The 13,316-nt window shown below is 65.6% G+C and carries 9 protein-coding genes; 7 read left to right on the top strand and 2 right to left on the bottom strand.

Going from position 1 to position 13,316, the window contains the following annotated elements:
- Nucleotides 1–73 precede the first annotated feature (73 nt).
- On the top strand, nucleotides 74–3,712 hold the full coding sequence (locus BAU07_RS17535; RefSeq protein WP_066660142.1) for a YhdP family protein: 3,639 nt from the start codon (nucleotides 74–76) through the stop codon (nucleotides 3,710–3,712).
- A gap of 22 nt (nucleotides 3,713–3,734) precedes the next feature.
- Here BAU07_RS17535 and rho read toward each other — a convergent pair whose 3' ends face one another.
- Both rho and trxA read right to left on the bottom strand, forming a co-directional pair.
- Nucleotides 3,735–4,991, bottom strand: coding sequence for a transcription termination factor Rho (rho, locus tag BAU07_RS17530; RefSeq protein ID WP_066660140.1), 1,257 nt, complete (start codon nucleotides 4,989–4,991; stop codon nucleotides 3,735–3,737).
- A gap of 82 nt (nucleotides 4,992–5,073) precedes the next feature.
- Nucleotides 5,074–5,400, bottom strand: a complete 327-nt coding sequence (gene trxA / locus BAU07_RS17525) for a thioredoxin TrxA (protein ID WP_066660138.1) — start codon at nucleotides 5,398–5,400, stop codon at nucleotides 5,074–5,076.
- Between the two features lie 233 nt (nucleotides 5,401–5,633).
- On the opposite strand from trxA, the gene BAU07_RS17520 reads away from it, so the two are divergent.
- From BAU07_RS17520 to BAU07_RS17495, 6 genes are all read left to right on the top strand, one after another.
- On the top strand, nucleotides 5,634–7,649 hold the full coding sequence (locus BAU07_RS17520) for a DNA topoisomerase IV subunit B (protein ID WP_066660136.1): 2,016 nt from the start codon (nucleotides 5,634–5,636) through the stop codon (nucleotides 7,647–7,649).
- Nucleotides 7,650–7,720: 71 nt separating this feature from the next.
- Nucleotides 7,721–10,030, top strand: coding sequence for a DNA topoisomerase IV subunit A (gene parC / locus BAU07_RS17515; protein ID WP_066660134.1), 2,310 nt, complete (start codon nucleotides 7,721–7,723; stop codon nucleotides 10,028–10,030).
- Nucleotides 10,031–10,410: 380 nt separating this feature from the next.
- Complete coding sequence (locus BAU07_RS17510) at nucleotides 10,411–10,977, top strand: MarR family winged helix-turn-helix transcriptional regulator (RefSeq protein ID WP_066660131.1); 567 nt, start codon at nucleotides 10,411–10,413, stop codon at nucleotides 10,975–10,977.
- Nucleotides 10,974–11,516: a diaminobutyrate acetyltransferase gene (gene ectA, locus BAU07_RS17505; RefSeq protein WP_066660128.1), complete on the top strand. Its 543-nt coding sequence runs from the start codon at nucleotides 10,974–10,976 to the stop codon at nucleotides 11,514–11,516. Before BAU07_RS17510 ends, ectA begins: the two co-directional genes overlap by 4 nt.
- 97 nt (nucleotides 11,517–11,613) lie before the next feature.
- On the top strand, nucleotides 11,614–12,921 hold the full coding sequence (gene ectB, locus BAU07_RS17500; protein ID WP_066660121.1) for a diaminobutyrate--2-oxoglutarate transaminase: 1,308 nt from the start codon (nucleotides 11,614–11,616) through the stop codon (nucleotides 12,919–12,921).
- A complete protein-coding gene (locus tag BAU07_RS17495) occupies nucleotides 12,918–13,316 on the top strand; it encodes an ectoine synthase (protein WP_066660119.1) in 399 nt (132 codons plus the stop codon). The genes ectB and BAU07_RS17495 overlap by 4 nt, the downstream gene beginning before the upstream one ends.

The following is a 13,316-nucleotide window of genomic DNA, read 5'->3' as shown; positions in this document are numbered from 1 at the left end:
TGGCGCAGACGCGACGAAACATTTCGGGTATAAGGGGACGATACTGCAAGACCACACTCCCTGCTAAGCAAACGTGCGCGTTCCCCTGAATCTTCTTCGCAGCCTGCTCTGGACCCTATGGGTCGTCTACGTGGCCGCGGCCGTAGGCTTGCTCGCGGCGCGCTATTTCGTGTTGCCGCGCATCGATCAGTGGCGGCCGCAGATCGAGCGATACGTCAGCCAGGCCATCGGGGCGCCGGTGCGCATCGATCATATCGCCGCCGATTGGAGCGGCCTGAATCCCCGCCTCGCGCTGGCGGGTGTAAGGATCGACGACAGCCAGGGCGCGGCCGTGCTGACCTTGCCTTCGGTGCGTGCCGTGCTGGCCTGGCGCAGCATCCTCAATCGCGAGCCCAGGTTGCTGCTGCTGCAGGCGGACGGGCTGGACCTGACGCTGCGGCGGGACAGCGCCGACCGTCTGTGGGTCGCCGGGCAGTCCATCGATCTGGCCGCGCAGGACGATCGCGACGCCAGCCGGCATCCCGCCATCCGATGGCTGGCGCGGCAGCGTGAGATCGTCCTGCGGCGGGCCACCGTGCGCTGGATCGACGAAGCGCGCGGCGCACCGGAACTGGTGCTCGAGAACGCCAGCTTCGTCATGCTCAACGGGCCCTTGTCGCATCGTTTCGCCTTGCAGGCGCGGCCGCCGCAGGCCTTGGCGGCCGGGCTGACATTGCGCGGCGAGATCGAGCGGTCGCTGTTCAGCCGCGACCCCTGGAACATGGCGAGCTGGCACGGACAACTGTATGCCGACATCGCGGATGGCGAGCCCACGGCGTGGCGCCCCTGGCTCGCCCTGCCTCCATTGGAAGGCCGCATGGCGGCACGCGCCTGGTTGCAGGTCGACGGCCGCCACCTCGGCGGGGTGACGCTCGACGTGGTGGGCCGTGGTCTCGGCTGGCGTTGGCCGGATGGCGTCCAGGCGGGGGCGGACCGGCTGCGCGCGCGCATCGAGGGCTTGCCCGGCGACCTGGAGCAGGAGGGCGACCTTCCCTTGCTGGCGCGTAGCGCCGACCGTAGCGGCATGTCGGTGCGTGGGCGCGCGACGGGCGTCAAGGCGCTCTTGCCAGGCGTATTCGAGCAGCCCGAACTGGGGCTCGATACGTCCCAGCTCGACGCCACGGTGCGCCGGCGGCCGGACGGCGCGCTCGGCCTGGATTTGCGCGATCTGCAGCTTGCCAACGGCGACCTGGACCTGCAGTTGCAGGGGCGCTGGGACGCCCGCGGCGCCGGCGATTCCGGCACGGCGGACCTGCAGGGCACCCTGCGCCGCGCCACCATGAGCGCCATCCATCGCTATATGCCTCTCAGCGTGACCGACGCGGCACGCGAGTGGCTGGCGAGCGGCCTGCAAGCCGGCGTGGCCCGCAATGCCCAACTGGTGCTGCAGGGTGATCTCGACGACTTTCCCTTCACCCAGCCGGGGCAGCGGGGCCGGTTCCACATCGGCGGCGCGTTTGTCGGTGCGACGGTGGACTATGCGCCCGCGGGCCAGGATCACAAGGGCTGGCCCGCCATCCTCGGGCTGGACGGCAGCTTCGCGATCGACGGCGCCACCCTGACCTTGGAGGGCAAGCCCGGCGGCATGCTGCGTCCCGCCAATTTGCAGACCGCCGCCGTCCAGCTCGGCGCGCTGAAGGCGACCATACCCAATATGGAGCACAACGCCGAGCTCTACCTGCAGGGTGAAACGTCCGGGCCGGTCGCGGCCTATCTTTCGGTGGCGGAGACCTCTCCCCTGGGCGCGTTGCTGGACAATGGCTTGGCACATGCCCGCGGCAGTGGCGACTGGCGGATGGCGCTGGCGCTGCGCGTACCGTTGCTGAACACGGATGACACGCGGGTCGAGGGTTCGCTGTCCTTCAACGACAACGAATTTTCGCTGTCGCCCCAAGTGCCCGTGGTTACGCAGTTGCGCGGCATGCTGGCGTTCACCGAGAAGGACGTACGTGCGCACGATGTGCAGGGCCAGTTCCTGGGCGGTCCGCTCAAGATCACCGGCAGCCTGCTCGACGCGCGCAACGGCCTGCGCTTCGAAGGGCAGGTCACCAGCGCCGCGCTGGCGCAGTTTCTCCGTGTCCCTGCGATGGCGCGTTTCGCCGGCCGCACGGCCGTACGCGGCAAGCTGCTTTATTTCCGCGGCGGCCGTATCGACGCGACGCTGGAGTCCGACCTGGCCGGCATGGCCATCGACATGCCGGCGCCGCTGGGCAAGCCTGCGTCGGGCACGCTGCCGCTGCGCGTGCAGTGGAGTCCTGCCCAGAACGCCGGTGCGCGCGACCGCAACTGGCTGACCGCCAGCGTGGGCCAGAACATCAACCTGTTGCTCGAGCAGGACCCCGCGGAAAAGCGCTGGACCTTCGCCCGAGGGGCCCTGGGCGCCGAGCAGGCCGCCACATTGCCCGAGCGCGGCTTGAGCATCAAGCTGAATCTGCCGGAACTCGATGTCGATGCCTGGCAGGAGGTGGCGGACGGCTTTGTGTCGGCGCCTCCAGCCAATCCGAAGGGGAGGCGCGCGGCAAGCACGCCCTTGTTGCCACCGCCCGAACAGGTGTCCATCGTCACGCCGCGCATGCGCGTGGCCGGCATGACACTGAACGACCTGAAGCTGTACGCGGTGCGGCCGGCTCCCGCGCAATGGCGCGTCGATATCCTGGCGCGGCAGGCGGACGGCGCACTGATGTGGCAGGAAGCCTCCGGCGCCATCGCGGGGCGGGTCACCGGGCGCTTCAAGTATCTGGCCTTCGGCGATGAAGGCAGCGACCAGCCGTCCGAGGAAACCGGCGCCGGCGACGACCTGGAAGACATCCCGGCGGTCGACGTACGGGCGGACACGCTGCGCCTCTACGGCAAGGATCTCGGTTCGCTGGAGGTCATCGGCACGAACGTGGAGCGCGGACAGCGCTGGCGCCTGGACAAGCTGCGCATCGCCAACGATGACGCGTCACTGGACGCCACGGGCTTCTGGCGCCTGAGTGGTGCAGAACGGGGCCTCACGGTGGATGCCGCCGCCAAATGGAACGACCTCGGCAAACTGCTCACGCGCCTGGGCCTGCCGGATACCGCGGCCGGCGGCACCGGGACCGCGGAAGGCAAGCTGACCTGGAACGACTTGCCGTGGTCGCATAACCTGGCCGGCATCGACGGCAATCTGACCCTCCGCATGGACAAGGGCCGCTTCGTGCATGTGAATTCGCGCACGGCTCGGCTGCTCGAACTGCTGTCCATGCAGTCGCTGCAGCGCCTGGCCAAGCTGGAGCTGAATCCGACGAACCTGTTCCGCGACGGGTTTCCCTTCGATACCATCCGGGCGCACTTCAAGGTGTCCCGCGGGGTCATCCATACCGACGACTACAAGATCAATGGTCCGGTCGCGGCCATTGTGCTGGCCGGCAGTGCCAGCATGGTGGACGAGACCTGGGATTTGAAAGCCGTGGTGGTGCCGAACCTGGATGCCAGCGGCGCCGCCGTGGTGACGGCGCTCGCGGTGAATCCGCTGCTGGGATTGGGCGCCTTCCTGACCCAATGGGTGCTGAAGCACCCATTGGCGCGGGCGATGACGATGCAGTACGCCGTGACGGGAAGCTGGAACGATCCCAAGGTTGCCGTCATCGAAGCGCCGTTGCCGGACGAGGGCGGGGGCGGGATCCCGAAGGATCCCATCGAGCACTAGGGCCGCACAGGCCCCGTGCCCTTTACTTCTTCATCATGTCGAAGAATTCGGCATTGGTCTTGGTGGCGCGCATCTTGTCCAGGATGAATTCCATGGACTGGATTTCATCCATGTCGTGGATGAATTTGCGCAGCACCCATACCTTCTGCAGCAGGTCCGGACGAATCAGCAGTTCTTCGCGGCGCGTGCCGGACTTGTTCAGGTTGATGGACGGGTAGACCCGCTTTTCCGCCAGGCGGCGTTCCAGGTGCACTTCGGAGTTGCCGGTGCCCTTGAACTCTTCGTAGATGACTTCGTCCATGCGGCTGCCGGTCTCGATCAGGGCCGTGCCGATGATGGTCAGCGAACCGCCTTCCTCGACGTTACGGGCCGCGCCGAAGAAGCGCTTGGGCCGCTGCAGGGCGTTGGCGTCGACACCGCCGGTCAGCACCTTGCCGGACGCCGGGACCACGGTGTTGTAGGCGCGCGCCAGGCGCGTGATGGAGTCGAGCAGGATCACCACGTCCTTCTTCAATTCCACCAGGCGCTTCGCTTTTTCGATGACCATCTCGGCCACCTGCACGTGGCGCGTGGCCGGTTCGTCGAAGGTCGACGCGACCACTTCGCCGCGCACCGTGCGCTGCATTTCGGTCACTTCCTCCGGCCGTTCGTCCACCAGCAGGACGATCATGGTGGCATCGGGGAAGTTGGTCGTGATGGCGTGCGCAATGTGCTGCATCATCACCGTCTTGCCCGACTTCGGGCTGGCGACGATCAGGCCGCGCTGGCCCTTGCCGATGGGCGCGAAGATGTCCAGGATGCGCCCGGTCAGGTTCTCTTCGCTCTTGATGTCCCGTTCCAGCTTCATCACCTGGTTGGGATGCAGCGGGGTCAGGTTCTCGAACATGATGCGATGCTTGATCGCTTCCGGCGGCAGCCCGTTGACCTTGTCGACCTTCACCAGCGCGAAATAACGCTCGCCGTCCTTGGGCGTCCGCACCTCGCCTTCGATGGAGTCGCCGGTATGCAGGTTGAAGCGGCGGATCTGCGACGGGGAAATATAGATGTCGTCCGTGCTGGCCAGGTAGGAGGTATCCGGCGAGCGCAGGAAACCGAAGCCGTCCGGCAGGACTTCCAGCACGCCGTCGCCGAAGATCTGCTCGCCCTGCTTGGCGCGCTTCTTCATGATGGCGAACATCAGTTCCTGCTTGCGCAGCCGGCTGGCGTTCTCGATTTCCAGGGAGGCGGCCAGTTCCAGCAACTTGGAGACGTGTTGCGCCTTTAGTTCATTCAGGTGCATTGCGATGAATTTGGGGAAGGTAAAGAGGAGAGGGATGGCGGCGGGCCACGGACGGGCCCGCGCGAGAAGGGGACAGCTCGGTCTACAAGGCGCTGTCCAGGAATGAGGTGAGTTGGGACTTCGACAGCGCACCGACCTTGGTGGCGGCCGCTTGTCCGTTCTTGAACAGCATCAGCGTCGGAATGCCACGGATGCCGTACTTGGCGGGCGTGTCCTGGTTTTCGTCGACATTGATCTTGGCGACCGTGAGGCGGCCCGCGTATTCCTTGGCGACTTCTTCGAGGATAGGCGCGATCATCTTACAGGGACCGCACCATTCGGCCCAATAGTCCACCAGCACGGGGAGGTCGGACTTCATGACTTCGGCGTCGAAGCTGGCGTCGGAAACGTGCTTGATTTGGTCACTCATGACTTTTCTCGTTGCTTTACGGCGGGGAGACGCGGCTCGACCCGTCATTTGAGTTTGGCAGGATTAAAGCATACCACTGTCCATCCGAACAGGCGTCACTGGTTTTTGTGTAGGATAACCAGCCTCGCGGCGAGGGCGGCCGGCGCCGACAGCCCCGTTCCCTCGCCACAGCGTTATTCAGCCCGGTGGCCGGCGTTGCGCATCCCTTGCGCATCCCACCCCAAGCCGCGCCAATGCTGGGTCTTTCCTTAGAATGTCGGTTTTTTTCCACAGATGTTGGGGATAACTTGGCCACTCCACGTTATACAGAGGCGTCCATCCGGGTCCTGAAGGGCCTGGAGCCCGTGCGTCAGCGCCCGGGCATGTACACCCGCACCGAAAACCCCCTGCACGTCGTGCAGGAGGTCATCGACAATGCCGCCGACGAAGCCCTGGCGGGCAACGGCAAGCATATCCAGGTCACGCTGCATGCCGATGGCAGCGTATCGGTCGACGACGAAGGACGCGGCATTCCGGTGGGCATGCACCCCGAGGAAAACGCGCCCGTCGTGGAACTGGTGTTCACGCGGCTGCACGCCGGCGGCAAGTTCGATAAGCAGGCCGGCGGCGCCTATGCCTTTTCCGGTGGCCTGCATGGCGTGGGCGTATCGGTGACCAATGCCCTGGCCACCCGGCTGGAAGTCATCGTCTGGCGCGACGGCGGCGTGCACCGCATGGTGTTCCGCGACGGCGACGTGGCCGAACCGCTGGAGCCCTATACCGGCGTGGGCAAGAAGAAATCGGGCACCCGCGTGCGGGTCTGGCCCGACCCCAAGTATTTCGATAGCCCCAACATACCCGTCGCCGAACTGACCCATTTGCTGCGCAGCAAGGCCGTGCTGTTGCCGGGCGTCCGGGTCACGCTGACCATCGAGAAGACCGGCGACAGCAAGTCGTGGCTGTACGAGCAGGGCCTGCGCGGCTACCTGACCGAGGCCCTGGACGGTGCGGAGCTCATGGTTCCCATGTTCGAGGGCAGCCAATATGCCGGGGCCGACCACGAGACCTTCGCCGAAGGCGAGGGCGCGCACTGGGTGGTGGCGTGGACGGAGGACGGCAACGCGGTGCGCGAATCGTATGTGAACCTGATTCCCACGCCGGCGGGCGGCACCCACGAATCCGGCCTGCGCGAAGGCCTGTTCGCGGCGGTCAAGAGCTTCGCCGAACTGCACAGCCTGCTGCCCAAAGGGGTGAAGCTGCTGCCTGAAGATGTCTTCGCGAGAGCCAGCTTCGTCCTTTCGGCCAAGGTGCTGGACCCGCAGTTCCAGGGCCAGATCAAGGAGCGGCTGAACAGCCGCGACGCGGTGCGGCTGGTCGGCGGTTTCACGCGCGGCGCGCTGGATCTGTGGCTGCACAGCAATGTGGAATACGGCCGCAAGCTGGCCGAACTGGCCATCCGCCAGGCACAGGCGCGCGCCCGTTCGGCGCAGCGCGTGGAAAAGCGCAAAAGTTCGGGCGTGGCGGTGCTGCCCGGCAAGCTCACCGACTGCGAATCCAGCGATGCCTCGCGCACGGAAGTATTCCTGGTCGAAGGCGACTCGGCCGGAGGCTCGGCCAAGATGGGACGCGACAAGGAGTTCCAGGCCATCCTGCCGCTGCGCGGCAAGGTGCTCAATTCCTGGGAGGTCGAGCGCGACCGGCTGTTCGCCAATAACGAGATCCATGACATCGCGGTGGCCATAGGCGTGGACCCGCACGGCCCGAACGACACGCCGGACCTGTCGGGCCTGCGCTACGGACGTGTTTGCATCCTGTCGGATGCCGACGTCGATGGTTCGCACATCCAGGTACTGCTGCTCACGCTGTTCTATCGGCATTTCCCGCGGCTGGTGGAGGCCGGCAACGTCTATGTCGCCCGCCCGCCCCTGTTCCGCGTCGACGTGCCGGCGCAGGGCAAGCGGCCCGCGCGCAAGGTCTATTGCCTGGACGCCGGGGAACTGGAGGCCGTGCAGGACAAGCTGCGCAAGGAAGGCCTGCGCGAGGACAGTTGGAGCATCAGCCGCTTCAAGGGTCTGGGCGAGATGAGTCCGGAACAACTGTGGGAAACCACCATGAACCCGGACACCCGCCGGCTGCTGCCGATCAGCTACGGCGATCTCACCGCGGAGGAAACGACGCGCGTGTTCGACATGCTGATGGGCAAGGGCGAATCGGCGCAGCGCCGTTCCTGGCTCGAAGAGAAAGGCAATCTCGCCGAGCTCGACATCTGACTATCCACGCATCCGCGGCCTGATATCGGGCCGCGGCGCATCCGCCGCCCGGCGCAACTTACCGCGACACCATGACCGACAGCAATCAACCTGGCCTGTTCGACACCGAATCGGGTGATGCCGCCATCACCCTGGGGCGTTATGCCGAACAGGCGTACCTGGATTACGCCGTATCCGTCGTGCGGGGCCGCGCCTTGCCCGACGTGGGCGACGGCCAGAAACCCGTGCAGCGACGCATCCTCTATGCGATGCAGGCCATGGGCCTGGGCCCCAACGCCAAGCCCGTCAAATCCGCCCGCGTGGTGGGCGACGTGCTGGGCAAGTACCACCCGCACGGCGACCAGGCGGCCTACGACGCCATGGTCCGCATGGCGCAAAGCTTCACCCTGCGCTATCCCCTGGTGGACGGGCAGGGCAACTTCGGCTCGCGCGACGGCGACAACGCCGCGGCCATGCGCTATACCGAGGCCCGCCTTACCCCCATCGCACGTCTTCTGCTCGACGAGCTGGAAGAAGGCACGGTCGACTTCATTCCGAACTACGACGGCAGCCACCAGGAGCCGCAGATGCTGCCGGCGCGGCTGCCGATGATGCTGCTGAACGGGGCTTCCGGCATCGCGGTGGGCATGGCCACCGAGATTCCGTCGCACAACCTGCGCGAGATCGCGCAGGCCTGCGTCGCCTTGCTCAAGCAACCGAGGCTCGCGGACGAGGAACTCTATGCCATGGTGCCCGGCCCCGACTTCGCCGGGGGGGCGCAGATCATCACTCCCGCCGAGGACATCGCCCAGATCTACAACAGCGGCCGCGGCTCGCTGAAGGCGCGGGCACGCTGGCAGTTCGAGGAACTGGCGCGGGGGCAATGGCAGTTGGTAGTCACGGAGCTGCCGCCCGGGACATCCGGCCAGCGTGTCCTTGAAGAGATCGAGGAACTGACCAATCCCAAGGTCAAGGCGGGGAAGAAGGCATTGACCGCCGAACAGCAGCAGGCCAAGGCGCAAATGCTGGCGCTGCTGGATGCCGTGCGCGACGAGTCGGGCAAGGATGCCGCCGTGCGCCTGGTGTTCGAGCCCAAGACCTCGCGCGTTGATCGGGACGAGTTCGTCAATATCCTGCTGGCGCAAACCAGCATGGAGAACAGCGTTCCGGTCAACCTGGTCTGCATCGGCACCGACGGCCGTCCGCGGCAGAAGCCGCTGCGCGAAATCCTGCTGGAATGGCTGGCCTTCCGTACCGATACGGTGACCCGCCGCACGCGCCACCGGCTGGACAAGGTGATCGACCGCATCCATGTGCTGGAAGGGCGCATGGTGGTGTACCTGAATGTCGACGAGGTCATCCAGACCATCCGCGAGTCCGACGAACCGCGCGCTGCCTTGATGGCACGCTTCAAACTGAGCGAACGCCAGGCGGAGGACATTCTTGAAATGCGCCTGCGGCAACTCGCCCGCCTGGATGGCATCAAGGTCGAACAGGAGCTGAGCAGCAAGCGCGAAGAGCAAGCCAAGCTGCAGGAGCTGCTGGACAATCCCGCTTCGCTCAAGCGCCTGATCGTGCGCGAAATCGAAGCGGACGCCAAGCAGTATGGCGACGGGCGGCGCACGCTCATCCAGGCGGCCGAGCGCGCCGTCATGGAAACACGCGTGGTGGACGAGCCGGTGACGGTGATCGTATCGCAGAAGGGTTGGCTGCGCGCTCGCCAGGGGCATGGGCACGATGCCGCGCAGTTCGGCTTCAAGCAGGGCGACGACCTGTACGGAGCTTTCGAATGCCGTACTACGGATACCCTGATCGCGCTGGGCGACAACGGCCGCGCCTATACCGTGGCCGTCGCGGCCCTGCCATCGGCCCGCGGGGATGGCCAACCTGTCACCACCATGGTCGACCTGGCATCGGGGACGCGCATCGTGCACATGATCGCCGCGGCGCCGGATACGCGCTGGTTGTTCGCGACCCAGGGCGGGTATGGCTTCATCGCCAAGCTGTCCGACATGACCAGCCGCCAGCGCGGTGGCAAGCAATTCGTGACGCTGGAGGACGGCGACGCGCTGTTGCGGCCGGTGCCGGTCTTCCCGGGCGCCCATCAACTGGCGCTGCTGTCTGCCAAGGGCAAGTTCCTGCTCTTCGGCCTGGACGAGGTCAAGGTGCTGGCCGGCGGTGGCCGCGGCACCATCCTGATGGGCCTGGATGCCAACGACCGCATGTCCCAGGTGGTGCCCATCGGGCCGGCGGGGCTGCGCGCCACCGGTACCTATCGCAACAAGCAGGTGGAGGACATCCTGGTCGGGACCGACCTCGCCGCCTATGTCGGCAAGCGTGCCCGCAAGGGGCGACAGCTGGATGTGCGGCCCAAGCAACCGGTGCTGTCACCCGTCTTGTAAGGGACGACGGCCGCGCCGTGCCTGTTCGCGAGGACAGGTCGGCACAGCGCGGCATAGGCGCCTCCGAAATCCGTACCGCACCCCAAAGCCCGGACCTCGTCCGAGCTTTGGGGTTTTTTTTCGCGCCGACGCCCTGCAACTTTGCTGCAGGCGGCTTCCCAGAATCTCATTGTGCCGATATAATTCGTACTCAAATCAATTCGACAGAAGTAAGTTCGGTTGAATTAACTTTGATAGTACAAAGTTCTACTGAAATGAATTGACTCGAAATGATCTGATCCGGGCTGGACGGCCCGGTGAATCGGACCTGAATCGACGTGAATCGGCCTGAAGCAGCCGGGTCGAAATCGAATCGGGTCGAAAGGAATACAGCGATCTCGATGACAGACGATATCCATGCCCCCGCTACGGTCCCCGCGCCGGTGCCGCACCAATACGACCTGCGCATCCTGCGCGCGTTGCGGCGGATCACCCGCTCCATCGCGCTGCATTCGCGGCAACTGGCGGCGGTCAGCCATATCACCGCGCCCCAGCTCATGTGCCTGCGCACCGTGATCGCGCTCGGCCCGCTGACCTCCACCGCCATCAGTCGCGAGATCCATGTCAGCCCCAGCACCGTGGTCGGCATCCTGGACCGTCTGGAAGACAAGGGCCTGGTTCGTCGGGAACGCGGCAGGGAAGACCGTCGCACGGTATTCGTCACCGCGACGACGGCCGGGGTCGAACTCGCCCGCGAGGCGCCGTCCCCACTGCAGAAGCACCTGGCAGACGCGCTCAATGCCTTGCCCGAACTGGAGCAGGCAACTATCACCCTGTCGCTGGAACGCATCGTCGCGCTGATGGAGCAGGACGGCCAGGCCGCGCCTGTGGACGCGCATGATGCGGCCTCGCCCATTCTCGATATGCCCACTGGCGGTCCGGCGCCGGAATCCGGTCTGGTGGTATGACGGTAGCGGCCACCCACACCCCGCCCACCCCTCGATCGAGCGTTTCCCACACGTTGCGCGCGCCGCGTATAGAAGACGGCGCGGCCATCCATCGCCTGGTCTGCGAGTGCCCTCCGCTGGACCGCAACTCGATCTATGCATACCTGTTGCTCTGCGCCCATTTCCGCGCCACCTGCGTGGTGGCCGAGAGCGGCGGCGGCAGCATCGACGGCTTCGTGTCGGCCTACGTGCCGCCCGAAACGCCGCAACATCTGTTCGTATGGCAGGTCGCCGTGCATGAGCGCGCGCGTGGACTAGGCCTGGCGCGCCACATGTTGCATGCGCTCCTGCGTCGGCCGGGCCTGGCGGATATCCGCCATCTGGAAACCACGGTCGGGCCGGACAACGTGCCCTCGCGCCGGACCTTCGTCGCGCTGGCCGCGGACCTGGGCGCGCATCTCGTGGAGCAGCCGTTCTTCGACAGGCAGCTTTTCGGGCAGGCCGATCACGACGACGAGATGCTGCTCCGGATCGGCCCGTTCGCGTCGATCCCGCCTTGAGCGGGTGCCCCGGCATCCCGCCATATTCACGGAACACCACGCGCCGCATGGCGGTGCGCGGTTTCCCGCTTTCCACCATCAGAAGGGAGAACAACACATGGACTTGAAAATCTTCGATCGCATGGAGTCAGAGGTACGCGGCTACATACGCTCTTTTCCGGTGATTTTCAGCCAGGCGCGCGGTTCGCTGCTGATCGACGAGGAAGGCACCGAGTACATCGATTTCTTCAGCGGCGCCGGCACGCTCAACTACGGACACAACAATCCGCTGTTCAAGTCCCGGCTCATCGATTATCTGGCGTCGGATGGCGTCGTCCATGGCCTGGACATGGCCACCAGCGCCAAGAAGTACTTCCTGGAGACCGTGGACCGCGTCCTGCTGGCGCCGCGCAAGTGGCAATACACCCTGCAGTTCACCGGGCCCACGGGCACCAATGCCGTCGAGGCGGCGCTGAAGATCGCGCGCCAGGTGAAGGGCCGCTCCAACATCATTTCCTTCACGCATGCCTTCCACGGTGTGAGCGGCGGATCCTTGCAGGCCACCGCCAACGCCAAGTTCCGCGATGCCGCGGGCTATGCGTTGGGCAATACCACCTTCATGCCCTATGACGGCTATTTCGGTCCCGACGTGGACACGATGGCCTATCTGGAACGCATGCTGGACGATCCGAGCAGCGGCATGGATAAGCCCGCGGCCGTGATCGTCGAAACCGTGCAGGGCGAGGGCGGCGTGAACGTGGCGACGCTGCGCTGGCTCAAGGAGCTGGAAAAACTGTGCCGCCGGCATGACATGCTGCTCATCGTGGACGATATCCAGGTGGGTTGCGGCCGCACCGGCACGTTCTTCAGCTTCGAAACCGCCGGCATCCGGCCCGACATCATCACCCTGTCCAAGTCGCTGTCCGGCTTCGGCTTGCCCATGTCGCTGGTGCTGATGAAGCCGGAGCTGGACGTCTGGAAGCCGGGGGCTCACAGCGGCACCTTCCGCGGCAACAACCTGGCTTTCGTGACCGCCGCCGCCGCGCTCGATACCTATTGGGCCGACCAGGCGTTCACCCACGAAGTACTGCGCAAGGAACGGCTGGTTCGCGATTGGCTGGAGAACCTTGCGCACAGCTATCCCGGCAGTGGGCTGGCCGTGCGCGGACGGGGCCTGATCCAGGGCCTGGTGACGACCGCGCAACCGGAAATGGCCAACCGCATCGCGCGCAAGGCATTCGAGCGCGGCATCGTCATCGAGACGTCCGGCGCGCAGGACGAAGTCTTGAAGGTGCTGCCGGCCCTGACCATCGAGGACGAACTGCTCAAGCGGGGCCTCGATGCCATCGAGGCGAGCGTGGCCGACGTGCTCGCCGAAGCTGGGCAATCCGCCCGCATACTCAAATTTGGAGGAAAGCGCCAATGATCGTACGCAACGTCAACGATGTGATCGGGACCAAGGACGAAGTCCGTACCGACACCTGGATGAGCCGCCGCGTGTTGCTGAGCAAGGACGGCATGGGCTTTTCCTTTCACGAAACCACCATTTTCCCGGGTACGCGGACGCATATTCACTATCGCAACCACCTGGAAGCGGTCTGGTGCATCGAAGGCGACGGGGCCGTCGAGACCATCGCCGACGGCAAGCGCTACGAGCTGGGGCCGGGCGTGGTGTACGCGTTGAACGAGCACGACGAACATTGGCTGTGCGGCGGTGAGAAACCGCTGCGGGTCATTTGCGTCTTCAACCCGCCGCTGACCGGACAGGAGGTGCATGACGAGAACGGCGTGTATCCCTTGGCCGAAAAGGCCGCCGCCTGA

Origin of the sequence: Bordetella flabilis (genome assembly GCF_001676725.1) — a bacterium.
GTDB lineage: Bacteria > Pseudomonadota > Gammaproteobacteria > Burkholderiales > Burkholderiaceae_B > Bordetella_C > Bordetella_C flabilis.
This window is presented reverse-complemented; position numbering and strand designations above follow the sequence as displayed.